22 protein-coding genes are annotated in these 26,231 nt (G+C 43.9%); 9 read left to right on the top strand and 13 right to left on the bottom strand.

Annotation, left to right across the window (positions count from 1 at the left end; genetic code table 11):
- Positions 1 to 7: 7 nt before the first annotated feature.
- The 5 genes from codB to R7E51_RS00990 form a co-directional block, all read right to left on the bottom strand.
- Positions 8 to 1,246: a cytosine permease gene (gene codB, locus R7E51_RS01010; RefSeq protein WP_206957473.1), complete on the bottom strand. Its 1,239-nt coding sequence runs from the start codon at positions 1,244 to 1,246 to the stop codon at positions 8 to 10.
- Positions 1,247 to 2,052: 806 nt separating this feature from the next.
- On the bottom strand, positions 2,053 to 3,399 hold the full coding sequence (locus R7E51_RS01005) for a magnesium transporter (protein ID WP_064369371.1): 1,347 nt from the start codon (positions 3,397 to 3,399) through the stop codon (positions 2,053 to 2,055).
- Between the two features lie 112 nt (positions 3,400 to 3,511).
- Positions 3,512 to 4,834 carry an ABC1 kinase family protein gene (locus R7E51_RS01000; protein ID WP_017819867.1) on the bottom strand — a complete coding sequence of 441 codons (1,323 nt, stop codon included), beginning with the start codon at positions 4,832 to 4,834 and terminating at the stop codon, positions 3,512 to 3,514.
- Between the two features lie 101 nt (positions 4,835 to 4,935).
- Positions 4,936 to 6,159, bottom strand: a complete 1,224-nt coding sequence (locus R7E51_RS00995) for an HlyD family secretion protein (RefSeq protein WP_064354863.1) — start codon at positions 6,157 to 6,159, stop codon at positions 4,936 to 4,938.
- Positions 6,159 to 6,485 carry an MFS transporter gene (locus R7E51_RS00990; RefSeq protein ID WP_017635162.1) on the bottom strand — a complete coding sequence of 109 codons (327 nt, stop codon included), beginning with the start codon at positions 6,483 to 6,485 and terminating at the stop codon, positions 6,159 to 6,161. The genes R7E51_RS00995 and R7E51_RS00990 overlap by 1 nt, the downstream gene beginning before the upstream one ends.
- Before the next feature lie 107 nt (positions 6,486 to 6,592).
- On the opposite strand from R7E51_RS00990, the gene R7E51_RS00985 reads away from it, so the two are divergent.
- The gene (locus tag R7E51_RS00985; protein WP_054574582.1) at positions 6,593 to 7,594 is read left to right on the top strand and encodes an AraC family transcriptional regulator; all 1,002 of its coding nucleotides are present in this window, start codon (positions 6,593 to 6,595) and stop codon (positions 7,592 to 7,594) included.
- Positions 7,595 to 7,680: 86 nt separating this feature from the next.
- On the opposite strand, the gene R7E51_RS00980 is transcribed toward R7E51_RS00985, so the two are convergent.
- Positions 7,681 to 8,370 carry a hypothetical protein gene (locus R7E51_RS00980; RefSeq protein ID WP_031778833.1) on the bottom strand — a complete coding sequence of 230 codons (690 nt, stop codon included), beginning with the start codon at positions 8,368 to 8,370 and terminating at the stop codon, positions 7,681 to 7,683.
- Between the two features lie 12 nt (positions 8,371 to 8,382).
- Positions 8,383 to 9,924 carry a hypothetical protein gene (locus R7E51_RS00975; RefSeq protein ID WP_206957475.1) on the bottom strand — a complete coding sequence of 514 codons (1,542 nt, stop codon included), beginning with the start codon at positions 9,922 to 9,924 and terminating at the stop codon, positions 8,383 to 8,385.
- 366 nt (positions 9,925 to 10,290) lie between these two features.
- Between R7E51_RS00975 and R7E51_RS00970 the strand changes: the two genes are divergently transcribed.
- Together R7E51_RS00970 and R7E51_RS00965 are read left to right on the top strand one after the other, a co-directional pair.
- Positions 10,291 to 10,983 carry a response regulator transcription factor gene (locus R7E51_RS00970; RefSeq protein ID WP_005373624.1) on the top strand — a complete coding sequence of 231 codons (693 nt, stop codon included), beginning with the start codon at positions 10,291 to 10,293 and terminating at the stop codon, positions 10,981 to 10,983.
- A 3-nt stretch (positions 10,984 to 10,986) separates the two neighbouring features.
- Positions 10,987 to 12,309 (top strand): ATP-binding protein, encoded by a 1,323-nt coding sequence (locus R7E51_RS00965; protein WP_182039584.1) that lies wholly within the window; start codon positions 10,987 to 10,989, stop codon positions 12,307 to 12,309.
- Here the strand turns inward: R7E51_RS00965 and R7E51_RS00960 are convergent.
- Entirely contained in the window at positions 12,290 to 12,946 is a 657-nt protein-coding gene (locus tag R7E51_RS00960; RefSeq protein ID WP_064369367.1) for a pyridoxamine 5'-phosphate oxidase family protein, read from the bottom strand. The two genes, R7E51_RS00965 and R7E51_RS00960, sit on opposite strands and share 20 nt — an antisense overlap.
- 100 nt (positions 12,947 to 13,046) lie before the next feature.
- Here R7E51_RS00960 and pdxR point away from each other — a divergent pair, with 100 nt between their 5' ends.
- Positions 13,047 to 14,492, top strand: coding sequence for a MocR-like pyridoxine biosynthesis transcription factor PdxR (gene pdxR, locus R7E51_RS00955; protein ID WP_154204235.1), 1,446 nt, complete (start codon positions 13,047 to 13,049; stop codon positions 14,490 to 14,492).
- On the opposite strand, the gene yjeH is transcribed toward pdxR, so the two are convergent.
- A complete protein-coding gene (gene yjeH, locus R7E51_RS00950; RefSeq protein ID WP_005373616.1) occupies positions 14,493 to 15,755 on the bottom strand; it encodes an L-methionine/branched-chain amino acid transporter in 1,263 nt (420 codons plus the stop codon). It abuts the gene before it with no gap.
- A gap of 327 nt (positions 15,756 to 16,082) precedes the next feature.
- On the opposite strand from yjeH, the gene R7E51_RS00945 reads away from it, so the two are divergent.
- From R7E51_RS00945 to R7E51_RS00930, 4 genes are all read left to right on the top strand, one after another.
- Positions 16,083 to 16,538 carry an Lrp/AsnC family transcriptional regulator gene (locus R7E51_RS00945; protein ID WP_005373615.1) on the top strand — a complete coding sequence of 152 codons (456 nt, stop codon included), beginning with the start codon at positions 16,083 to 16,085 and terminating at the stop codon, positions 16,536 to 16,538.
- A 40-nt stretch (positions 16,539 to 16,578) separates the two neighbouring features.
- Complete coding sequence (locus R7E51_RS00940) at positions 16,579 to 17,493, top strand: LysR family transcriptional regulator (RefSeq protein ID WP_017819875.1); 915 nt, start codon at positions 16,579 to 16,581, stop codon at positions 17,491 to 17,493.
- Between the two features lie 109 nt (positions 17,494 to 17,602).
- A complete protein-coding gene (locus R7E51_RS00935; protein WP_017819876.1) occupies positions 17,603 to 18,217 on the top strand; it encodes a LysE family translocator in 615 nt (204 codons plus the stop codon).
- 329 nt (positions 18,218 to 18,546) lie between these two features.
- Positions 18,547 to 18,876 carry a hypothetical protein gene (locus tag R7E51_RS00930; RefSeq protein WP_169628906.1) on the top strand — a complete coding sequence of 110 codons (330 nt, stop codon included), beginning with the start codon at positions 18,547 to 18,549 and terminating at the stop codon, positions 18,874 to 18,876.
- Positions 18,877 to 19,001: 125 nt separating this feature from the next.
- Here R7E51_RS00930 and R7E51_RS00925 read toward each other — a convergent pair whose 3' ends face one another.
- Both R7E51_RS00925 and R7E51_RS00920 read right to left on the bottom strand, forming a co-directional pair.
- Positions 19,002 to 19,223: a hypothetical protein gene (locus R7E51_RS00925; protein WP_021035939.1), complete on the bottom strand. Its 222-nt coding sequence runs from the start codon at positions 19,221 to 19,223 to the stop codon at positions 19,002 to 19,004.
- A 240-nt stretch (positions 19,224 to 19,463) separates the two neighbouring features.
- Entirely contained in the window at positions 19,464 to 20,897 is a 1,434-nt protein-coding gene (locus R7E51_RS00920; protein WP_025767937.1) for a glyceraldehyde-3-phosphate dehydrogenase, read from the bottom strand.
- Between the two features lie 615 nt (positions 20,898 to 21,512).
- On the opposite strand from R7E51_RS00920, the gene R7E51_RS00915 reads away from it, so the two are divergent.
- On the top strand, positions 21,513 to 24,149 hold the full coding sequence (locus tag R7E51_RS00915; RefSeq protein WP_167416150.1) for a hybrid sensor histidine kinase/response regulator: 2,637 nt from the start codon (positions 21,513 to 21,515) through the stop codon (positions 24,147 to 24,149).
- Positions 24,150 to 24,217: 68 nt separating this feature from the next.
- Here R7E51_RS00915 and R7E51_RS00910 read toward each other — a convergent pair whose 3' ends face one another.
- Entirely contained in the window at positions 24,218 to 25,561 is a 1,344-nt protein-coding gene (locus tag R7E51_RS00910; protein WP_206957477.1) for an MATE family efflux transporter, read from the bottom strand.
- Between the two features lie 121 nt (positions 25,562 to 25,682).
- A complete protein-coding gene (locus R7E51_RS00905; RefSeq protein ID WP_005373603.1) occupies positions 25,683 to 25,997 on the bottom strand; it encodes a DUF496 family protein in 315 nt (104 codons plus the stop codon).
- Positions 25,998 to 26,231 lie beyond the last annotated feature (234 nt).

Genomic DNA, 26,231 nt, shown 5'->3' with positions numbered 1-26,231 from the left:
TGGTTCCTTACGCTGGCTGTGTAGCCAGTGCTTTTTTGTTAAGAATAGGATTAAGAATCAGGAAGCTAATTGCGCCGCCAAGTACAGCGTTAATCGGCACTACGCCAGGCAGGAAGTGTCCCGCACCAACGCCAATCACGACAGCTATAATGCCAGCCCAGTTAACGTTTTGGAATTGGGCGGCTTCAAAGTTTGCGTAGCGTTTACGGTTCGTGAAGAAGTCAGCGATGATCACACCGCCAATCGGTGGAATTGCCAAAGATAAGAAGGTCAGCCAGCCAACAAAGTTATTGTAGAGCCAGAGAGCGCAAAGTGTGCCAACAAGACCGTTCGCCATTGAGATGTATTTACTTGGTAAGCCTGTGATGTTGGAAAATCCAAGACCCGATGCGTAGAGCGCGTTGTCGTTGGTCGTCCAGATGTTCAAGCCAAGAACGATGATAGCTGGAACAAGAAGACCTTGCGCGATCATCACTTCAGAAATGTCTGATTGACCCGTCACCGACGCACCTGCCGCGCCAAAGATAAACATTAACGAGTTACCGATGAAAAATGCCACCATGGTGATCATCACGGCGCTGCGCGGCTTTTTACCAAAGCGTACGAAATCCGCCGTTAATGTACCAGCACTGACAAAAGAGCCGACAACCATCGCGAGAGCTATTGAAAAATCGAGTGGCTCGGTTGGTTGAACTTGTTGTAGTTCGCCAATACCACCAACGCTATTTACTGCCTCGATGACAGAGTAGCCGCCAAGTAGTGCAATGGCAGGAACGGCGATTGCTGACAACACCATCAGTGCGGAGATGCCAAAGTAAACGGTCGCGGTCATGAGCAAACCGGAGACGAGGATCAAAGTATTGGTATCGATGCCCGTTGCTTTGTGCACCGGAATCGCAAACATCGCGACACCAACTCCAAACCACCCAACTTGAGTACCGCCAAGAAGAGCAGAAGGAAGCCAAGAGCCTTTAGAACCAAAAGAGAAACGAGCAAGAAGGTGAGTAGAGAGACCAGTAGAAGCGCCGATGTAACCGAGGAAAGAAGTGTAAATACCGAGGATTAGGTTACCGATGAGAACAGCGAGGAAAAAATCATTAAAGGAGAGCCCAGTACCGAGAGAACCCCCAGTCCACATACTTGCGGAGAAAAAAGTGAGTCCTAACATCACCATGGTTAGTGACGCCACGCCTTTTCTGGCCGTGTTGGGAACTGGTCCAAGACTGTAGTTATTGTCTCCAGCCATTATTACCTCCGCACATTTAAACATTAAATTATAGCACCTGATTTTCAGGCAAACGGCGCGTATTATCGTGATGTAAATTTAATAGTCAATGATAAAATTGCAATTTAAACGTTTGCTTAGTTTTTTGTGTTTATTTTTTTTCTTTAATAACAATAGCTTAGTTTTTAATTTGTAAAATTGAAAAGATTGGTTTTACGTATTTTTTATGATTTATAGACAGGTTTTCTATGTAAAATGAATGTTTTGAATTGCTATTTGTTTTTATGGATTAAATTCATCTATAACTCTGGATTGTTCAGTCGATTTCTATGAAAAGAAAACGTTTTCATGATGAGATTTTTGGTTTGGACGTTATTTGTTCTTTTCTTGGGTGTGCTTTCTTGGTTTTATTTTGTGTAGGTGATTTATTTTTGTTGAAACTAGTATTTCTAATGGTTTAGTGGGCAAATATTTGAATTTTATAAACAGTAAACAATCTGTTGTGGGCAAAAAAAGTACAACCGAGCTCGGTCAGAGGATAAGAGAGCAATAGCCACATAAAAAAATAGCCAACCGCAAAGAGTGCGATTGGCTTATATACATGTGAACAAAGTCAAGTTCACTAACAACGTCAGTTGGCTAGGTGACCCTCGGCTTAAGAAGGGTCGATTTATATAATGCAGTTACTGTGCCAACTTTAATATGCCCTAAAATACGTAGTTTCTGTGACATGCGTTGCTTAAAGTTTGAGTGTGTTTGCAATTTGCAACTGCGTTATGCAATTTGACTCTATTATGCTAATGATTGATTAATAAACAATGAACCTTTTAAAGCATGACTAAACTCGCCGTTCCTAAAAAGGCGAAAAAACCAACGACATCTGTCACTGTTGTTAGAATCACCGAGCCAGCCAAAGCGGGGTCCAATTTAAACTTATCCAGAATAATGGGAATCAGCACACCAAATAAAGCTGCGGTAATAATATTGACGATAATGGCGAGCGCGATGGTTCCCCCTAGAACCGGAGATTGAAACCACAATCCGGCGAGCCCGCCGATGATTAACGCCCAAGCAATGCCGTTCAGAGAGCCAATACCCAACTCATTTTTCAAAAGCTTGAAGCGGTTACCTGGGGTGATCTGATTAAGCGCCATCGCACGAATCATTAGAGTGAGCGTTTGGCTGCCAGCAATGCCCCCCATGGATGCAACAATTGGCATGAGCACCGCCAAAGCCACTACCTGAGCAATTACATCTTCAAATAGTCCGATAGTGACAGACGCCAAAATCGCAGTAAGCAAATTGATGCCTAACCAAACACCGCGCTTATGCGAGCTTTTTAATACTGGCGCAAACAAGTCATCGCCTTCATCCATACCTGTACCGGCCATCAAACGTGCTTCGTAGATTTCACGCTGTGTACTCAATGCAAACTGCCAATCGACTTCACCGATCAGTGTTTGGTCTGCATCAGTTACAGGGAGAGCGGGCAGTGTGCTGTGTTCTAATGCCTCTACCGCTTCAGGAAGCATCATTTTACTGTCTAGCACCGTCACAGCCTCAATAACGAGTGTTTTTAAGCGAGTATCGGGGTCACCACGCAAGATATCGAAGTAGTTGACCGTTCCACGATACTGTTTATTACGATTAATCAGATACACCTGTTGAGGCGTGTCGTAGCTATAGCGCTCCATTAACTGCTTAGCTGTCCCAATCGTAATGTTGAAGGGCAGGGTGATGATCTTACGTTCAGCCCAGTGGCCGAGTTCTTCATCAGCATACTCGTTTGCTTGATCGTAAAGTTCCAACTCATCTTTTTCTATCAACGAGAGCGCTTCGTTGATGATCGACTCTGGCAACGAATCGGCCCATTCGATGAGCGACAAGTTGTCGAGTTTAGCGAGAGTGAGCTTTAGCTCGACTTCAGATAACGCATTGATGATAGAGAAACGTACGTCCGCACGCATTTCCGTTAACACGTCGATATGTAGCTCTAGTGGTAAAGCTCGCCATAAGCGAACACGATCGTCGATTGGAAATGCTTCTAGAATCAGGGCAACCGCGCCGGGCTCGAGGCCCGCTTCAATAGATTCATTGAGCGTTGCGACTTGATCCGCTTCTTCGGCTTGGCCAATTTGCTGGATTAGAGTGGAGAGATCTTGAAACTTGCTCACCGAGTACCCCGATAGTTAATTCGTTTTATGGAAGTATGGCATGTTATTGAGATGCACAACTATGCATCTTAACCTTGCTCAAGGTACTTGAAAGTAACAGAAAAACAATAGGCTATTCGCTGTTGATGGTGAGATATGGCTGTACCAATTGGCGAATGTTCACTTTTGCGCCAATACGGGCTGCCAGCAAGTACATTCCGCCGATTTTTCTGTGTAAAAATAGGGCATCTGCTGGTGGAGTATGCCAGTATTCTTGCTCCATGCTTAGAATGGTGCCAGCCTCGCGAAGCTTTTGTGCTAAGCCGCTGGCTTTGAAATCATAGGGCTCATCGACCAACATAGGTTCACATGCCATTTTCACTAGATCGAGAATCGCTTGGCGTTGGTCTGGAAGGATGGTTTGGCTGAAGAAGCCTATTTGTTCAAGCGCATTATTCAAGCCTTGTTCGTCATTGTTAACGACAGATGCGAAAGCTTGGCGATAGCCGGTACTGAACCGTTCGCTGTATTCGCGGGTCGCACCAAAGTCTAGCAAGCCGATTTGACGAGTGTTTTCGATATATAAGTAGTTGGCGAAGTTAGGATCGGTTTGCACCATCTTAAATTCGAACAGCTCCCTGAACAGTAATTCGAGTAGGCTGTGCATGACAAAATCTCGCGTACTCTGATCATAATGTTCGATTTGCTCAATCGGACTACCATCAATGAATTCCATCGCGAGAACGGAGTCTGAGCAACTTCCAGTATGAATCTTTGGTACGACAAAATGAGGGTGCTCCTTCAAAGCGTCATGATAACGAATGGCAAATTGCGCCTCTCGTGCGTAATCGGCTTCATCATGTAGCTGCTTTTTCGCTTCTTCGAGCAATCCTTTGTAGTCGACAGACTCGGGAATCAACCCAACGACCTTGAGCAGTGTACCGACATTGTCGACGTCGCTATCGATACTTTTCCGTATGCCCGGATATTGCACTTTGACGGCTAGGTTATCGCCCGCATCGCTGTAGGCTTGGTGCACTTGTCCTATTGATGCACTGGCGATTGGTTTGAAGTTAAATGACAGAAACTCAGCTTTCCAATTCGTTCCTAGCGAACTTTCCATTACTGCGTTGAGTTGTTTTGCAGGCATTGGGTCTGCGTCGGAACGAAGACGGGAAAGAATATCGGCAAGTTCAGGTTCTAAAACATCACCAGCATCCATTGAGAGCATTTGTCCAAGCTTCATTGCAGCGCCACGTAGGTGAGCAAGTTGGTCAGTTAAACGCGCGATGTTCTGTGGCGTCAGCAAGAGGTCTTTCGCTTTTGGTTTGTTGCCTTTGGCTATCTGCTTTGTGCCTTCTGCAATCACATTGCCTGCGACACGGGTAGCAAGTGAAGCGAACTTGCTGAATCTTGAGATGCGATGGGTAGGTAGGCTTCTTTCCTTTGCCGACATGAATCTTCTCCGCTATTTACTAACTAATTGTTATACGGGAAAAGGATATGTTTGGATACAAATGAAAAGAAAACCGCCAGCGTAACTGGCGGTTTGCGAGTTTAGATAGAGTAGAAGAAGTACAGTTGAGACTTCATTCGGATGATGATCCCGCGAATCACATCTAAGAAGGCCATGAAGCCTATCGGTTTTTCACCGCTGACCCATGCCAGGCCAACAGAGCCAACAGGGATATCGTAGCCTTCTGGCTCATCAATCTTAAGACGAACAAAGTGATGTTTGTTTTGTAAGTTCTTGCCGGTTGTCACGCGAACAGAATCATCGAAACCCAGTAGATTACCTTGTGACTCACCTGTTGCTTCAACAATGCCTTCGACGGTCGCTGAGAAGATCTTACCTGGGTAAACGGACGAAGAGAATTCCGCTGGCTGACCCGGTTTGATGTTACGAATCGCCTGGTGGTTCACTCGCATTAGTACGTACTTTTCGTTGGTGTACATGTTGATACGCGGCATCATTGATACACGCTGACCTTCACGCAGGATAAAGTTGGTGACAAAGCCATCTGTTGGGGCATGAACTTTTGTGCTATTCAAATCCCATTGCGCTTTTGCAATTTGCTCTTCAGCTTGGCGTAGTTCGGCTTGTTTGGTTTCAACTGCAAGTTCCGCTTTATGAATCGCCAGTTTTGCTCGGGAAATATCGACTTGTTTCTTCTTAATTTGAGACTCAAGAGTTAACACGTTGTGACGTGCCATATCAACCGCACTCGATTGTTTGTCGATGTCGCTTTCCGTGATGGTGTTTTGCACCACTCGGTTTTGCTCAACATAACGATCTAGCATTTTTTTCTGCAATTTGTAGTCAACTTTGGCCGCTTCCAACTGGCTCTTTGATGTTTCTAGATCTTGCACTAGCGCTTCGTGATTAGCTTCTTCAATCTCGATGTCGCCTTTTGCTGTAGCTAATGCAACGCGAGCAGAATCAGCGGATACGTTCGCTTGATTTAATGCGATTTTGTATTGCGTTGGGTCAAGTTCATAAATTAGCTGACCTTCTTTAACTTTCTGATTCGGCTCAATGTAAATGTGGTCAACTTTACCTTTTACATTGGTTGAATCTGGACGCAATTGGATGTGTGGTGACTGCACGACAGAACCGCCGGATAAATCCATCGGGGTGAAGTTAATCAAACCTACCCAGACGAACATTAGCCAACCCAAGCCGCCAAGATAAGCGAACGATTTGGTTGCTTTGTTCCAAGGCATGCCAACCAAACGCAACAGATAGATGAAGAGTGCCCATACCGCTAAACCTTCTAACATTATGCTTCCTCTTTTGGCTGTGTTTCTGTTTGCGGTTTACTTTTCCATGTATCACGCAGATTGATGATGGCTTTTTCCATATCAACAAATGCAAAGATCACGGCTAGCACCCAAACCCAGTGCCAGACAAACCCTATCCAGGTCAGCGCAGTGATGAGCCCTATCTGATGATGGTCTTTGCTGTGTGCTTTATTGATAGGCAATTCATGGATTTTCCAAAAGCCGTAACACGCGCCCGCGACACTCGCAATTAAAACGACAGCAGCGACAACATGTAACGCCGTATCTGCGCCTGTACCGACAAATGGGACACTCAGTAAACTCATTAAACACTCCTCTATCAAACTGTTGGCGTATTGTGATCTGAATTTGATTTGCGGCTTTCTTTGTGACAGATTCAATCACTACAGGATTAAATTTGATGTGATTGGTTATGAAAACGGTTCGGTTTATTCGCGCGATGGGCATTCTAAACATGCATAACCTCGCGTTATCTAAATACAATTTGGACTCGGATGAGTTAGGGATCCCAGCATCGGTGTTTCGTAATCCAATGACACTGATCCCGCTAAAAGCCGTTGCGGAATGGTACCGTTGTGTTGAACAAGCCAGTGGTGACCCGGATGTGGTGTTGAGTCTCAGCCGAGGTATTGAACTGCAAAAGCTAGGGCCAGTGGGACGCTGGTTATTCTCCGGCAATGATTTAGCCAGTACCATTCGGCGAGTGAATTATGGTGTGAGCAACCTACAATCAGGGGCGTTTTTTGCTGGCGAACAGTCGGGTAAAATCATCAAATGGACTTACCACAACCCGTTTATAGAAACGTCAGTAAAGGTGCACGATAGTATCCGCTGTGCGGTATTTATGATTAAGGTGTTACGCGAATTTCTTGGCAAAGATTACCAGCCTTTACGTGTCAAGGTTTCAGGCTCGAGAAAAAATACTGAGAGATACCGGGAATATTTCGGCTGCGAGGTGGAATGGAGTCAGCCAAAAACAGAGATATGGATCCCGGGAGATGACCGACTAGCTTCTCGCCAAGTGAGCCATCGAGAAGACAACCGTCTAGCGATGAGTTTTTCCGATTTGGATGATTTGCTTAATATGCCCGACCCAGAAGATGAGTTGAAAGTGATTTATGAAGTGGTGAATTACAGCAGCCATTATGGATTGCCAACGTTAGAGCGCGTTTCTTCTCTGCTTGATTTATCTGAACAGCAGTTTCAACGTCGTTTGCATAAATTAGGACTCAATTTTTCGACGGTTTCTGGCTATGTATTGAGTAATATTGCAGCTGGTTTGTTGAGTAAGCGCGTGAGTATTGATGACATTGCCACGCGCCTTGGTTACACCAATGTGGCGAGCTTCAATCGTATGTTTAAGAAACATCGTGGATTAACGCCCAAGCAGTATACGGGAAGATTAGAGAAGTAGTGCTCCACTTATCTCTATGAGTACAAGCAATAAAAGCCCTCAAAGTTGAGGGCTTTGTTATTTTTTTGTGTCGTTTTATGTGGTGGCTATTTCTTAGGACGCCAACTTAGTGCACTTGCAACAGCGCCGATGGCAATTACATCCTTTTTTTGTTCGCTAAGTTCAGGGAGCATCTGTACCGCAATGGTACCGTTCGTCTGCACTGCGGCAATTTCTTGTGTGCCTTCCTTAAAGCTATAACCCAATGGAATGTCTACCGCCATCATGGCGTCAGGACTAGTATGTACAGTTTCTACATTAAAGTGGGTGCTACCAATACGCACTACGCCTGTCTCTTTTTTTTCAAAGCTGATGTCGATGAGAGCCGATTTTGGCTCCATCGCAAACTCACCGACTTTTTTACCATCTTGAGTAATGTCACAGGTGTAAGGATCATTCCCACCAAAATCGACGCCCATGTAGTTAACCGACATACCGCCTCCGGTGCAGTTCAAAAGCCAAGTTTCTCCGCTGTCGATACGAGTCACTTCTGCGCCCATTGAACCTTCTTTGAAAGAGATACGGTTAAACCAACTTGAGTTAGAAGCACTGCGTGAATACTTGCCTTTGTACTTACCAGCAAAATCAAAATGGCCATCTGCACCGAATCCCCAAAAATCACCGTCGGTTTTGATCAGCATTTCTGGTTGTGCTTTTACGGCATCAGTACGATCCATGACGGCTAGGCCACCACAACCAGCAAGGAGCAAGGGAGCGAATAGAATAAGTTTCTTCATGTTTTTCATTGTTTATAGCTTGGTTACATCTAGGGTTTGGTCGGTGAATTGGATGTTCTGAATGTCGTACAACTCGTCAGTGCCTGTATTTGGGCACTCAACAGAAACGCTCTTTGCTTTGATAACAGTACATTCCGCCAGTTTGTGTGGCACGATATAGGTGTTGATACCGCCTTCACCATAAATGCTGTTGTCTTTGCTGTTGCCTTCAAAAGTATTGTTTTGATCATTACCGATCACATTCATCGCGTCGTCGCCAATGATCTTCACTTTTGTTAACCACTGAGATTTGTAGGTGTACGCTTCTATCAAACCGTCTTTGTTGGGAGCCATACGGAAGGTAGGTACTGTGCCTGGATTTGTCTTTTCTGTGTAGAGCTTGACGCCCGCAGAGTCGATATTCGCGGTATATTGCAAGTATCCGTGGAATAAGCCACTGATCCAATCAACGGCTTGTGGATCTTGGGTTTGCATTTCTTCACGCGTTAACGCTTGGTAGCCATCTAAACCATGTCCGTTTGCTTTTGCTACACCCATGTAAGCTTCAAAAGCGGCAGCAAAATATTCGTGAGAATATGAAGGGCCCGTTTGTTTAACACTTTCAGGATCGAAGTCGTCTGATTTCCAATCGTCCCAGTCATACTGAGTAGGGCGCCACACCGTCGGTTTGCCCGATTGAATATCGTTATAGATGCTTAACGCATGAGCTTGAATGTCATTTTGCAGTGCCGCAGTCGCCGTGTTAGGTGCAATACCTTGCGCTTGGACCAAGTGTAAAATTTCTTCAAAAGCGGCGTCTCGTTCGGCTTTTTTGCCAAGATTGGCGCAGTAATCGGCAAAATTACTCATGTAATGGCAATCGCCTTCAACTGTCAGTTCTCGATACATTAAAGATTGGCTATTCCTTAGCCAGTTTGGTGTTTCTTTACTAGTTACTAATGTTGACGCGATAGATGTGACAAGTGTATCCATATCATCTTCGTTAAGTACCATCATGCTTACAACAAACTTTTCTAGAGAACTCGTATCAAAAGAGTGTGCTAAGCCCGAGTTTGTAACTGCGTCGTTCAGTTTGTCTTGGCGAATCAGTTCGTTGATAAAGATTTTGGTTAACATCTCATCATTCTGTTCGTCGTTTTCGGTCAGCATTAGTGTGGCATCACGCTCGGCTAATGTCTTAGCGATACGAGACTTGTCTGCACCGTACTTAGAGTCTGGTTGGTTTGTGAGAAGGTGTTGGATGATTTTGGCTGCACGAAAGATTTTTTCATTATTCGCACCGTCATCAACAGCCACAATGTGAAATGTATCGTTGTTGTTTGCTTCGGAAAGGGAGATTTTCACATAGTGGGTGAAGCCCGAATCAGCAGCCACTTTTAACTTGGCTGGAAACTTTGTAGAAACGACAGTTGGGATTGTGACAGTGCTCAATGTTGGCACTGGTGGTGTTGGAGGTGTCGTTGTCGATGGTTTCGAATTAGATTCACTGCCGCCACAAGCAGTTAGACTTATCGCGCAAAATATGGCTAAAGGTGTTAATTTGGAATATCTCATTTCATGTTACTCGTAGACTTTATTAGAGCAAGAAACTTAGAAGCAACATAAAGTCCTGTCTATATAAGCAAACTAAGTCATATATGTTGATATTGTTTTTTGGTAAGACCTATTATTCGATATATTTAAAAATATAGTGGATTTTTATTCCGAATTTTATTTTCTATGTGAAGCTATATTCTGATAATGAATAAAACCTCAGGTTATTGCATGGCTTTAGGGGTATAGAATGATTAGGATTATCGTATATGTATGGTTTGTAAGCGTATGTAAGCCTGCGTTTTATTAAAATTATCATTTAAGTAGGTTGCGCAGTATAGGACGAGCGATATACTCCCTCCATCATATTGGTGGAGTAAATGATTCATGGTGGGTAATACAATCTTACTGGTAGAAGACGACTCAGAGATTGCTCGATTAACCAAAATGTACCTCGAAGCCGAAGGATATACGGTAACTGTCATCGATAACGGTCAAAATGCATTAGAAACGATTAAGGGGCTCAAGCCGGACCTAGTGCTGTTAGATTTGATGTTACCAGGAAAAAATGGCGCAGAAATATGTCAAGAGGCGCGTAAGTTTTATCATGGTATTATCATTGTTTTGACTGCGACCGATGATGAAATGAGCGAGGTGAGCTTATTTAAGTTTGGTGCTGATGATTACCTTACCAAACCGATAAAAGGCAATATCCTTCTCGCCCGTATTGAAGCAGCGTTGCGTCGCTATTGTCGTCAAGTTGATATCGTTGAAGAAGAAAAGCTGAGCCGATATGGCATTAGTCTTTGTCTTCGTCGCTCCCAAGCATTTTATTTGCAAAAAGATATTGGTTTAACGAGTTCTGAGTTTGAAATTTTAGAGCTCCTGATGCTGAATGTCGATAAGCCAGTATCTCGTGAATCATGTTGCCGTCTTGCCCGAGGCATTGAATACTGTATTACTGATCGTTCGATTGATATGCGTATATCCTCACTAAGGAAGAAATTCTCTAAGGCTCATATCCATACGGCTACCATTAAAACCATACGTCACCACGGCTACATGCTGACAGGTAAATGACGCATGTTTTCCCTGTTTACTCGTCTATATGTGGGGTTAGTGACTGGCCTTGCGCTGACTGTTGCTTTGTTTCTCTTTATGGGGGAAGAGTACATGCGCAAAACAGAAGTCGGTGTTTTTTTGAGTGACGGTGCTTATTTTGTCGATCAATACATTGAGCAACGAGGCACTCCGGATTCTCTCTACAAGAAGTTAACCGAAAACGGCAAGCAAGATTTCTTTATCTTTGATTTAACATTGGTTGAAAACTGGGACGGATCACCGCCTTGTCGAGATTGTAATCTGCTGTACCGTATGCAAGGGATACCTGTTTATCTTATTGACGGCAGTACCTATGCTGCGGTATTCCCTTTGCCTAACACTTCGAAGAGTTTAGTTTTCAAAGAAAAAACGGACTTCTTTAGCCCACACGTTGATTGGAATGAAGATTCTGAGATTGTATTTATACTTACTCTGCTTTTGGTTGTTGTATGCAGTTTAGGCATTATGGTTTACATACCTGTACGACGTCTTGACCGCCAAATTCGGCAATTAACGGCTGCGCAACAACAATTTGGTTCTGGTGAGTTGAATACGCGAGTCGATCTAAAGCAATTTTCGCAACCCGTAAAAGAGCTCGCCCAAGGCTTCAACTGCATGTCTGAAGAGATTGAGAGACGAGTGCGCCAAACACACATCTTTACTCAAGCTATTCCTCATGAAGTGCGCACTCCGCTGAGTCGTATTCAGCTAGCGACGGATTTAGCTCGACGCACGAGTGGTGAAATGCAGGCAGAGTTACATGACGATATTGAACGATACGTTGATGTCGTGACGGATTTAACATCCGACATCGTCATGCTGTCTCGCTTGAGTGTGAAAAACCACTCATGGATCGATTCTGTTGAAACCATGGAACTGCCACTTTGGTGTAAAAGCCGCATGAATTACCTAGGCTTAGAGTCCGCCATGTTGAGAGCAGAAAATGAACTCGCGAACCGATTGATTCACTTTCAGCCTACTTTGGGTAACCTCGTCCTCGATAATTTACTGCAAAACGCCAAGCGTTACGGTGAATCCTGCGTTGAGGTGACGATTCGAACGGTAGCGGATTGCTGGAGCATCGATATTGAGGACGATGGTCCGGGCATCCCTGAGGCGATGCGAGAAGAAGTATTTATGCCATTTTCGCGCTTAGACAAAAGCCGCAACGCCGACATGAAAGGCTTTGGTTTAGGGCTTGCCATCGCTACCAGTGCAGCGCGGCAACTGGGGTGGGAGCTTTCTGTCGGCGAGAGTCACTTAGGCGGCGCACGTTTTACGGTGCTTATTCCTGCCAACGGTTAGAGTAGGCACTGCGGTAGTCTGGCTCTGCGATACCTTCATACAAATCGTCACAAGCTTGCAGCGGACCTACGACGGTTTGGTAGGGTAGGACACCTGCCCAAACAGGGATGTCCATGTCTTCCGCATCGTCGTTGACGCCAAAATTGCTGATTTTCACCGATGCTTCTGTGAGTGGAATACGCAGCAGCATGGTGGCTTTGAGTTCTTTTTCATTACTCAAACGGATTTGTTCTGTTCTCCCCGGAGCGATCTGTTCAATAAAGTGATTCAGCAACCTGTCTTTCTCTTGGTTATCTTCCACCACCTCAAACTGGCCAAAGACCACAGCACTGCGATAATGCGCACTGTGGTGAAACGCACTTCGAGCCAATACCCAACCATCAAACAAAGTAAAGGTTAAGCACGTTTGCACTCCTTGTTTGAGTGAGCGTAACAGTCGACTGTTGTTGGCACCATGGATATACACGTAATCATCGACACGCCATGCCAGCATAGGGATGACCACAGGGCCTGACTCGTTGGTTATCGCAATATGAGCGATTAGGCTTTCATCTATGATGGCGTGCAGTTTGCTAACATCAGAGACGGCTTTATGTGCGCCTTTCTTAATTTCCGTTCTATTGGTGTTGGATAGCATTTTCTCTCCTTGCTTGCTCACGATTACGAGCGATTTATCCTCATTCTTTGATTGCAATGTAGCGTTTAACTGGTAGCTTAAAGAGAGCCAGTTTTAACTAATGGATGGATCCAGTTTGTCTTTGATTGATATCGGTGACCTACATTTAAAAGACAGTGAAGGAACGCGTCAGCAAGCGTTGTTTTTGGCTATTCGCAAGAAAATTGTTCAAGGACTGTGGGTGAAGAATGGGAAGCTGCCTTCTACGCGGAAGCTTTCACAAGAGCTTAATCTAAGTAGGAATACCGTGATTTCTGCCTACGAACAGTTAGTGGCGGAAGGGTACTTGAACAGCCAAAAAGGTTCTGGCTTTTATGTTGCCGTAGAACTGCCAGAGCAGTACTTGCCTGAACCTAGTTCAGTTCAGAGAGACTCATCACCGAAAGCTCACTTTGATATCAACCGCGCATTTGCACCGGGTGTGCCGGATTTGGACGCATTTCCGATGGCGCAATGGCAAAAGTTACTCACTCGCCATATGTCTCGTACTTGCTTGTTGGGGAATCAAGATATTCAGGGTAGTTGGGCATTGCGCTGTGCTTTAGCTGACTACCTCGCATCAAGCCGTTCAGTGAATTGTTCTCCAGAGCGCATTATTATTACCTCTGGGGCGCAGCAAGCGTTGTCGATTGCGACGATGGTAGTGCTCAAACAAGGTGATAAGGTTCTGATGGAGCAACCAGGTTACGCGCAAATGCGGAAGTTGATTCAGTTCCAAAACTATCAATTTGAGCCTTTGTTCGTAAGAGAGACATTAGGTTTTGATGTGGAAGCGGTGACCACAAGCGATGCCGATGCCCTGTATATCACCCCAAGCAATCAATATCCGATGGGCACCACACTCAATACTGAGCAAAGAGGGAAGATCATCAACTGGGCAGTCGAACAGTCACGTTGGATCATCGAAGACGATTATGACAGCGAATTCCAGTTTGCTCATCGTCCCTATACCAGCTTACAGGGGCTAGCGGCTCAAATGGGTCGAGATGAGCGTGTGTTGTATGTGGGTTCCTTCAGTAAAGTGATGTTTAACGGATTGCGGCTTGGCTACCTTGTAGCTCCTGAACGTTTAGTAGAGCAATGTTTGGTGGTTAAGGATGCGTTAAGTGGTGATTCGCCGACGCATACACAAGAAGCATTGGCAGATTTTATTACTGAAGGTGGGTTATTACGTCATATTCGAAAAATGCGTCGACTGTACAAAACTAAGCATGAACAGATGCATTTATCCATTCAACAGCATTTTGGCGACCGTGTTTGCGTCGTTAGCCAAGCGGCGGGGCTTCATATTACGTTGAAATGGCAAGACGGTATGGATGAGCAGCGTTTTACGAAACTAGCAGAGCATGAAGGGATCATCTTGCGACCTTTGAGCTATTATGAACACCCAGATTTTCAAGCACGTCACTGGCATGGTGCCGTGCTTGGTTACGGCAATATCGCGTTAGAGAACATAGACGCTGGTATCCAACGTTTAGCTCACATATTTCGAAATGGGAAGCGATGACTATTCAACTACACGTGTTTGTCGCTTATGTCGCCACTGTTTCCAAGGCAGTAAAAGTAGAGTAAAAATGCCAAGTGCATAAAACATTGACCAGCCTAAACATATAAAAACACCGGTACAAAGCAGTAGGGACAGTCCCGCAAGTGTTTTACCAAATCCTCGAAGCAATTTGAAAGCGGCTAACATCGCCAACATGTAAACCAGAACGAATACACTGTTTGCGAGTTTTAGGAAAAACTCCAGATCGAGCTGTGATAGGGTTCCTATCACACAAGATATCAATAATATGCCGCCAACTAATATGGTGGCTGAGAAAGGGACACCACGACGTGAAATCTTGGCTAGTGGACTAGAAGGACGATGTTCACGAGCTTGAGCCCAGACCATTCGCGCTAGGCTCTGTGTGTATAAGTTAACGCTCGCGAAACAAGCGGAGAAACCTATCAAGCTGATTATCCATTTGGCTCCATCGCCTAGTAGTTGGGCACTAAGCCAGGGGATGGATGCGTTATCAAATTGAGCGTTACCATACGCGCCAAATTTTAAAATAACGACAGAGCATGCCCAATAGGTAGCCCCTGCTACAAAACAACCGACCACAATGGCAATAGGGAAATCTCTTTGAGGGTTTTTGAACTCTTCCCCCATATGGGCAAAAGCCTCTATGCCAACAAAACACCAGAACATCACGCCTAACGCTGCGGTAATAGGCCAAATTGACTCTTGTGTGATGGCGGGCATCACAAGATCGGCGTTGTTAACGTCGCCTTTCCATAAAAATGCGCCAACAAGTGCGAAGACACTCAAAGCAATAAGAGTTTGTAAATGACCTGATGATTTTGTGCCCATCAAGTTGACGAACACAAGAAGTACTACCGTGAGAACTTGTGCAAACAGATTGTTGCTAATAGGCTCTGGCAATATTTGTTGTAGGAAGCCTGCGGCGAGTGCAATCGCGGCCGGAACCCCTACCGGAATGACACTAACAAATAGCCAAGCGACACTACTTTCCAGTTTGGCGTTAAAGGCTTTGCGTACAAAAAAGGCTGTTCCGCCCGCGTTGGGGTATCGTTTACCCAGTTGAGCAAAAGTCAGCGCAATAGGACAAATCGCGATGAACAATAAAATCCAAGCCCATAGTGAAAAATGGCCAGCTATACCTGCTGCGATAGCCGGGATCATAAACAGCCCCGTTCCCATTAATGTGGTGGATAACTGTGCGATACCTGATGTGAGTGAAATGTCTTTTTTGAGCTCTTCCATGCGAATTGATTCATCCAATGTTATGAGGTTTATTACGAAAAAGCTTGTGGCTTCTGGTTATTTCGTTTTATGTGTTTAAGCGATGCTATTTATGTGCTGAGTACTTAAGTTGGGAATTTGATTTCAATGTGTTATCTATTTTCTGTTGAAATGGATAACAGCACTCATCTCATGCCCGCCAAATAGCATATCCAAAATGTTAATAACAAAATGATTTACTAAACCGTCAATATGACGGTTGTTTTAAATAATTCCAACAAAATGTTGGTTTCTTATGCAGTTAGAATCGGTATAGAATGAGAAAAATAAGGAAAGCTTGGTAACGGTATGGACAAGTTTGATCATAAGATTGTGGATCTGCTCAGGCACAACGCTCGGCTGTCGGTGACTGAAATTGCGGATAAAGTAAACCTTTCTCGTTCTGCGGTAACGGCCCGTATTCGTAAGCTAGAGCATGACAAAGTGATTCTAGGGTATCACGCTGAAATTGCGCCTTCGGGTGGGGATTCGATTTGCGCCTATTTTGCCTTAAAGTTCGATAAATCAACCTCTACGTATTATTGCGAATCATACGCGGACGAGTTATACAAAATTGATGGCGTAAAATGGTGTCATGCGATCAGCGGTGAGACGGACATGATGGTTTTTGTCGAAGTGCCTACGATGGCTCGCTTGAACGAAATCAGAGATCAAATTCAACGATATCCAGAGCTTCGAAACCTGATGACTCATACCGTCTTAGCTGAATTCTTTAACACGACTGGGAACCTGTTTGTGAAGTGACCATGAATGGATGCCATGTTGAAAACCCTTCTGAGCGAATATGTTAAACAACATTAATTTGAATCTACTTAGATCCTTGCATGTACTTTTAGAGGAGTGTCATGTCAGCCGGACCGCAGACCGTTTGCACATTACGCAGTCTGCCGTCAGTCGACAGCTTGCACAATTGCGCGATCTGTGTGGTGACCCACTGCTTATTCGTCAAGGTAATCAACTGATACCAACGCCACGAGCAATAGCGTTAAAATCAAAGCTTGATGCATTACTGGCTGAGTTTGACCATTTACTCGATGACCAACCTTTTGAGCCGCGGCAGTGGCAAGGTGAGCTTGTTATTGCTTCTAGTGACTACGTGGCGCAATACGTATTGCCCGATATTGCCTCTCACTTGGGTGAACAAGCGCCACAGTTAGATATGGCGTACCGACTGTGGCAACCCAACTTTCTTGATAAACTTCATGAGACGGGCATCCATATCGCGTCTTCTATGTATCCAGAAAAACCACAGAGTGTGTCGAGCGTTAAAATTGGTGAGGATTCATCAGTTTGTTTGATGAAATCTTCTCATCCGTTAGCAAAGCAGGACCAGATCAGTATTGAAGACTTGATTTCATATTCACACATCAAAGTGACTGGCGGCGGAGACAAAGATTCCTACACTGATTTAGCATTGAAAGAGCTAGGGCACACCCGCCACGTTACCTTTAAGGTTCCATTCTTCTCTGCTGCGATCAATCGCTTAGTTGCAAGTGAGCACCTGATGGTGGCTCCTGAACATATTGCCGTTAACCTCGCTAAGCATTGGGACTTAACCCATAAAGCATTACCACTCGAAACACCTATTCATCAATATTGGTTAATGTGGCACCCCAAATACGACACGGATCCTGCGCATAAATGGGTGCGAGAAGAGATTCGCTCAGTAATGCAAATTTCTGAATATTCCATTCGCTAATACGTACACCGTTTAGCTATGACTTGAAGTCATGATTAGTATGAATAACTTTGATTTCTAATTATACCTCTTCCGTTGATAGAGTGAGCTTCAAAGAGGGGAGATTCTTATGACACTAACAGTTTGGTTATCACTTTTTACCGTGTGTTTATTAGGGGCTATGTCACCAGGTCCCAGCTTAGCTATTGTCGCTAAGCACTCGTTGGCTGGTGGACGTATCCATGGATTAGCTACGGCTTGGGCTCATGCGTTTGGCATTGGTATATATGCGTTTATTACCTTGATTGGTCTCGCTGTTGTTTTGCAGCAAAGCCCGATGCTGTTCAAGACGATTAGCCTTGTGGGTGCGGCATATCTTGCGTATTTAGGGTTTAATGCTTTGCGTTCAAAAGGTGGTGTGGCTGCGAAGTTGGAGTCAGGTGAGGAGACAACGGTAATCCAGTCTGCGCGAGAAGGCTTTTTTATCTCGATTTTAAGTCCCAAAATTGCTTTGTTTTTTATCGCATTATTCAGTCAGTTTGTCGCGCTCGGTAATGATTTGAGTAATCAGATGATCATTGTTGCCACGCCGTTTGTTGTGGATGGGCTTTGGTACACCTTTATTACCCTAGTGCTATCGAGCTCTAAAGTCGTTGACAGAATTCGCTCTAAGGCAGTGTTGATTGATCGTTTGTCAGGGGTAGTACTCATGCTGCTGGCTCTTAGAGTGGTCGTAACGGTATAGACAAGCTCGCAAGACAGAAATACTAAAAGCAGCCCGTGTGGCTGCTTTTTTGTCTACTCTCAGTAACCCTTACTCAATTTACGTAATTCTGACGCTAAATGTTGCTAAAATTAATATTATCAATAGTGTTACTTTGGTTCATATTCTCATTTGCTGTGAAAGCTACTTTCCAACGCATTGTTATAATGAGAACGATAGCCACTTAACGTTAATACTAACAGTGTCGCATATTAAGTCGAGAGTGCTTTATTGGATAAAAACGGACTTTCCTCTTACTTACCCTATGAAAGGGGTAGAGACTTCATGACCGTTTAGAAGGTGAGAGCAATATGCAAAGAATAGTAGATTTAGCTCTAGTAGTAATTTTGACCAGTGTTTGCAGCGTTGCCTGGATATTCTTTTCAACAAAGAGCATTTGGGTGTTTTTTGAACTGTTTGTATTTACGATGCTTGGCTTTGGCCTTTTGTACGGGTTACTACAAAAGGCTGATCCTAAACACTTTGACTTTGTTTTAAATCACATCGATGAAATTAAGAAGGAAGGCAAAGATGCTTGCCTAAGCGGCGCTCCGAAAGAATCCAACCCATACTCTGGTGTCGATGGTGATTTATGGGAGGCTGGTTACACAGCCTCCTACAACAAAAAGATAAAGCAATAAAACGCTAGGTGCTTATTCAATATTGTGCTTTTCAAAAAAGCACCCTGCCATTTTAAGGACAGGGTGAAAGCAAGAAGTTTCTCAGGAGCGGTCGGGGGAGAGAAACTCATCTAAATCTTATTTACTTACCGGCGAACCTCTTCAAATTCACCTTCAATCGCATCTGCTTTACCTGTATTAAATTCATATTCTTCGTGCATTTCTCTCTGCATTTTCTTGACGCGATTTTCAATACGCTTGCCGGTAATTAATGCTGCGATGGTCAACGGAATCGCAATGATCAAGCTAAATACTAACGTAAAAAAGCCGGTAATCAGTGCTAGTGCAGTTACAATAATCCGATTCATAATCATGACCTCTCTGTAATTTATGTGCTCAGATTAATGCTGTGAACATGAACAAAACATGAATGCTGACGTTCACTTTGTCCGGAGAGTGTCAAATGAATGAAACGAAAAAACGCCTGAGGGTGATCAGGCGTATAAACGGGGAAAAATATTAGTAATGCGCATGGCGCTTATTATTTAGAACAAATATGAGATATTGTCCGCTACGCTATGTGGTTAACGTTGTGGAGCAAAGTTCACCTATCGAGGGAATGTTTGGTAACGAACACCCATCATTTGTTCCATACAGTGCACAACTTGGCAGCTGTAACCGAATTCGTTGTCGTACCAGATGTAAAGTACACAACGCTTGTCTTGTGCGATAGTCGCTTGACCATCTACGACGCCTGCATGACGAGAACCAACTAAGTCAGTTGATACAATTTCTGTTGAATCGGTGTAGTCAATTTGTGCCGAAAGCTCAGAGTTCAACGCCATTTCACGCAAGTAATCGTTCAGTGAATCACGGTCTACGTCTTCACCTAAGTTTAGATTAGCGACTGCCATAGAAACGTTTGGTGTCGGTACGCGAATCGCGTTGCCTGTTAGCTTGCCTGCAAGCTCTGGCAATGCTTTAGCAACTGCTTTTGCCGCACCTGTTGAAGTCAGAACCATGTTTAGTGAAGCACTACGTCCGCGACGGTCACCAGAGTGGAAGTTGTCGATCAAATTTTGGTCGTTTGTGTATGAGTGCACGGTTTCAATATGGCCAGAAAGAACACCATATTTATCGTTCAGAGCCTTAAGGACTGGCGTGATTGCATTTGTTGTACAGCTTGCCGCAGAGATGATGGTGTCATCTTCTTTAATTACCGACTCATTTACACCGAATACAACGTTTTTGATGTCACCTTTACCTGGTGCTGTTAGCAGTACTTTCTCTGCGCCTTTACACGCTAAGTGTTGGCTCAGGCCTTCAGAATCACGCCAAACACCTGTGTTATCAACAACTAGCGCGTTATTGATACCGAAAGCTGAGTAATCCACTTCGCTTGGGTTATTTGCGTAGATGATTTGGATGTAGTTGCCGTTAACGATCAGTGCTTTACGCTCTTCATCGATAACAATGCTACCGTTGAACTGACCGTGAACTGAGTCACGACGCAGCAAGCTAGCACGCTTCTCCAAATCGCCTTTTTTACCGCCACGAACCACAATCGCACGTAGTCTTAGTGGGTAACCTGGACCACTTTTCTCAATGAGAAGGCGAGTAAGTAGTCGACCAATGCGACCGAACCCGTAAAGAACCACATCACGCGCTTTCAATGAAGAATCTGCGTCGCGAGCACCATCAAGTGCAGTGATAAGGAAATCGTTTAGAGAGCTTGTATCGTCATGTTCATTCCAGTACATAGTTGCCAATTGGCCAACATCGACACGGCATGAAGAAATGCTCATTTCACAAAGCGCTTGAATAATAGGCATCGTGTGCTCAAGCGAAAGTGGGTTACCGGTATAACGTCTTGCAACGCGATGAGTTTTGAGAATGTCTATAGTAGTAGCATTAATAAGCGTTTTACCAAACAGAACCACTTCGATTCCTTTTTGACGATATAGCTTACCAATTAGAGGGGAAATAGATTCAGCAATCGTTTGGCTAGTTTGCCAGTCTTGGAGATATTTCTCTGGACTCATTGTTGTATTAGACCTTTCACGTTTTGGGGGCTAACCATACTCTCTGCTGTTGCCTCTTCGGCAGCGTGCAAGAGTGTGGTGGGTTATGTAATCGGGTTGTAATAGTTATGTGTGCGGATTCTAAGGTCGGAGTCCTTATTCTGCTAGGAAAATTAAATCCAGTGTAAAACACTACTTAAGGGGACGTTAGTGGTGGATTAATGTGACTAAAGCAGTGGTTTTCACGTATTGACATTTAGAAAGTAACTTACTTTTTTTGCGATGATAACGTTTGCTTTCAAATTAGTTTTGTTGACAAAAATGGATATTTTGCATTTTTGTGTGATTTGACTCGATAAGGCAACTCAATAGGTAAACATACAATAGATGATTTCCTGAAAAGTGATGCGACTCTTAGTTGTGAGTGAAACTTTATTGTTTGCATCCAACTTTAAGATCAAAAAATATGACTTGAATCACAATTGCCACTTCATTAGCCGATGATAAAACACTCACAATAACCATAATCTAGGTAGGTGAATGTTGTTTGAAAGTAACAATGTCGTATATGCCTTTCAATGCAAGAAACTAGTCTAATATTAAATAAACGGATGAAATCAACCATTAGGCTGATGGATGTTGAGATTATCAATAAAAACACGCTTAGCACTCCTCGCACTATTACCCGCTGTGGTAATAGTGGTGTTTGCAGTTCAGCAGTTTTCTGATAATGCGTTGCGCGTGAGCCGTCTCAATCAAACGGTTAGCAATATTCAAGGTTTCCAATTGATATCCAAGGCCTCCCACTTTATTTACTCCATAGAGAAAGTACGCCGACAGCCTGATCTTCAAGTCTCTGCAGCCATTAATATTGAAGAACAAGGTGAAGTTATTTCTTCTTTGCATCAAAAGTTTGTGAGTAACCCTAATACTGCTGAGTATGCTGATGAACTGAAAGAAGCCATGCTGGGGGTATTGTCAGGTAGATTGAGTGAGATGGACGACCTGGGTGATTGGGCATTTCAACAGCTCCAAAATATGTCGCGCTCTTTGTTGCAAAATCATCAATGGTATGGCAGTGACGACGGCATTCGCATGCAAAATTTTATTGCCTACCTTGCTCAGCTCTCTTTTTGGACACAGAAAGAAGCTTGGCTGACGAACCGTTTAGTCCAAGACCCTAAGAGTCGGCTAAGTCAAAGTATGTTTTATCAGGCGATTGACCGACAGCAGCAAAATTTGGATGCGTTTTTAAACTTAGGTGGGTCATACGAGCAAGTGGATAAATTGCTTGGCTTGTTTACTTCGCCGAGATATCAGAGAAACTTGGCGTCTCGCGGACAATTAATGTCAGGAGACATGTCACAAAGTGACTACGCCGCGTATTTAAAAGAACTCGATTTTCGTGTGCAGCGCTTACAAGTGCTCATTGATGGGTTCACCAAACAAACTGAGCAGTCGCTTCTCACGCAGGTTCATGAACAAAAGGCCAATATAGCGATGATCAGTTTTGGCGTCGCCTTAGTGGTTATCCTGCTTTGTTGGCTCGGATTTAGTACTTGGTTCCGAGTTAACAGCAAACTCGATGCGATCATTCATACTTTAAACGCGTTGATCAACTCCGAAGAGAAGCAAACAAAAGTCAAAGTTGATGGAAGTGATGAACTGACCATTTTTGCTCAGCAAGTGAATCGAGTGGTTGAAGAAATGCAGAGACAAACTGAAGAAATACTGCATGCAAAAGAGTCAGCAGTATCGGCTAATCGTGCAAAATCTGTGTTTCTTGCCAACATGTCACATGAAATACGCACGCCCCTTAACGGGATCATGGGCATGACAGAAATACTCTCTCAAAGTGAGTTGTCTTCGCATCAACAAGAAGTTGTTGATGACATTGACTCCTCATCTCAAACACTGCTTACTTTACTTAACGATATATTGGATCTCTCTAAAATCGAGTCTGGACGATTGGAGCTGTCACTAATAGAAGCGGATATCCGAGAAGTCGTGTATCAGTCGATGATTTTATTCCAATCCAAAGCAACATCTAAACAGCTAAAGTTAGGTATTAATTTAGCTGAAAATATCCCCATTCGCGTGATGGTCGATGATCATCGTGTCAAACAGGTAGTTACGAATCTGGTATCGAATGCGGTTAAGTTTACCGAAAGTGGGCATGTATGCGTTGATGTTAGTTATGAAGAGTTACTTGAGAAAGAACGTGGAGTGCTGACGTTTAAAGTAGAAGATACCGGAATAGGCATTGATCAAGATAAGTTAACCACGATTTTTGAACCCTTTACTCAGGAAGATGAAGGAGTGTCGAGGCAATTTGGCGGTACAGGGTTGGGTTTGGCAATTTGTTGTCAGCTTGTGTCGATGATGGGGGGCAAGCTCGTAGCAACATCTACAAAAGGAGTGGGCACATGCTTTGAATTCTCGATTGAGGTTGAAGCAATTCCGGTGTTTGGCTGGCGTTCGGAGGTGATTAATAAAGGGCTTTTGATCTGCTCAAATTACGACTACGCCGACCAAATATTAAAAGAGTGTCGCTTAGCGAAAATCAATCTCTTTGGCGTTAATAATGTGAATGAAGTGCAAGCGATAAATGATGACTTTGATGTCATATTTCTGTGCCACAGTAACGACGCTAATACCGATGAAGTTTTGGATAATCTATCATTTAATTACGATCTTCGCCGTGTGATTATTTGCCAGCATCATTTATCCACTCCCTACGAAAATGCAGAAAAAGTACATGCCGTACTCACATTACCTTTCCTTGGCAATCGATTTAAGCATGTCATTGATGATTTAGCTAAGGTTGAAAAGACTATATCAAGTGACAATGTCACCAATAATGTTGTCAGCTCTGAATATCGAGCGTCGCGCTCTCATCGGAGGATCTTAATTGCGGAGGATAATTTGATGAACCAGAAAATAGCGAGTTTTTTTCTGGATAAAGCAGGTTATGACTATTTGATAACAAGCAACGGCCAAGAAGCGTTAGAAGCCATCACAAAGGGAGAAGAATTCGATGCAATTTTAATGGACTGCATGATGCCCGTGATGGATGGACTGACCGCGACGAAAGAAATTCGTCGTTGGGAAAAGAAAGCAGGACGTGAAAAAACGATGATTATCGCACTCACTGCGAGTGTTTTGGAAGAAGACATCCACAACTGTTTTGCGGCAGGCATGGATGCTTATTTACCTAAGCCGTATAAATCGAACCAGTTATTTGAGCTCTTTAGTGAATTAAAACTCGCCTAGCTAACATTTCAACTTAGACAAGGCGTCAAAACGATAAAGCCCCACTTCAGGGGCTTAGTTCTGATTATTCATTGTTGTGCGTTGGCTTGAGCGCCTGCGAGTTTGCGTATGGTTTGGCGATAGGTTAGGTATGCGGAAACACCAGCTAACAGGTTGCCGATACAAGCGCCTAAGAGTAAACCTCGGATTCCATCCATTTGAGTGCCAACCCACAAGCACGGTAGGAAAAAGACAAACAAGCGCAGCGCTGAAATAGTGAGCGCGGTGTAAGATTTGCCTAATGCATTACAAAGAGAAACCATTAGCATACAAACCCCTAATGAACCCAAACTGATCGGCACTATCAGTAAATGCATTTCCAAGACTTGCTCCACTTGCACATCACTTGTCATCAATAATGCGAGTGGGTTTGCGACGGCAAATGTAATGGCAGCAATCAAAAGTTGGAAACCTAGAATGAATTTTACGGCAATACTGACGAGCCTTTGGATATCTTCATAGTTCTTTGCTCCAAGTAAGCGTCCAACCATTGGAGGCATAGACATTGTCAGCGCCAAGACCGAAACGATAGCAAAGAACTCATAGCGTGAACCAAGCGCCCAAGCGGCGACTGCTGCGGTTCCAAAGCTCGCCAATAATTTTGTTGCTAGCATGGAAGACAACGGTGGCAGCAGTTGGCTAATCATCGCAGGGCCCATAATGTTACCGATAGATGCAACACTTTTGGCTACGTTAAGATCTTGCCATTGTGTCGTTGCCCAGTGATTCTTTTTCACGCGAGGAGCGACGACTAAAATACCAAACCCAAAAGCGACGATGGTTGCTATTGCCGCTCCGTTAATACCCAAGTCAAATGTGAAAATAAATAGCGGATCGAGCACAAGGTTCACGCCGCTGGTTATCATCATCATTGTGCCAGGTAACATTGTATTGCCATTAGCTCGGCAGATACTGTAATAAAAATACAAAACCGCACCAGTCCATGAGCTTAATAACCACCAAGGCCAGTAACTGTCGATTATCGGCATAACAGATTCTGGAGCGCTTAATAGAGCTAAAATGGGGTAGCGCAAAAGCCAAATTAGCCCGCCAAAAATAGCGACACCAATTGAGCCGATCATCAATACTAATCCGCCCAGTTGTTTGGCATACCGACTTTCATTCGCCCCAAGAGCTTTAGAAATGACCGCTGTCGTTGCGATCCCTAGACCGACTTGAATGCCGATAATGACCATTTGCAAAGGCAGAGTGAAACCTTGAGCGGCTAACGGTAAAACGCCGAGCTGACCGATAAACGCGCTATCCACAAGCTGAAAGCTCATTAAAGACAGAACGCCAAAAAGCATTGGCCAGGTCATCGTAAATAATTGTTTTGCAAGCGTTGGTTGTGTACTTGTCGTAGTTGAAGACATAGAAAGCTGAATGCGTTAGGAATAAGAGTTAGATTGATTGTACACGGCGGTTAGTTTAGAGACAAAAATAAACCCCGAGGAAGATATTCTTGCTCGGGGTTCGAAAATCTAGCTTACGCGTTTATTTTTTGCCGCTAGTTTGCTTGTCTTCTTCAGTCAGCTCACGAATGCGACGGCTGATGTCACGACGTGCTTTAGAGATCTCAGCGCTTTTAATGATGTGGTCATCAACACGATCTTCATAGTCTGCTTTCATATTTTTGATGATTGCGACGATTTCATCGTGAGTCATTTCTGGTTTGATGTAGTCTAGAAGGTTTTCTAGAAGATCAACACGTTTACGGTTATCACGAACTTTCTTCTCGTTATCAAGAAGCTCACGTTTTAGTTTGTTTTTACGACGAGCTTGGTTAACGATTTCAAATACGCTACTCATAGTTCTCTTTCCTAATTTTATGAATATCTTCCTCGATTAAAGCACAACATCCAGTGGCATAACAGTCTTTAGATCAATAGCAATGCAGAGTTGAACGTTTCTCAACCAATTGCGTTGTGTCCATATAATCGTGCTGCTTTCTTCGAGTTTTGGCCAACATTGTAGAATCCATCGATTCATTGTCATAACGTGGCCTTCACTATATTATCAACACCATTGAATGCAAAATGATGA

The organism is Vibrio sp. Vb1166, from assembly GCF_033338695.1.
GTDB lineage: Bacteria > Pseudomonadota > Gammaproteobacteria > Enterobacterales > Vibrionaceae > Vibrio > Vibrio alginolyticus.
Note: the sequence above shows the minus strand (reverse complement) of the source record. Positions and strands in the feature narration are given on the sequence as shown.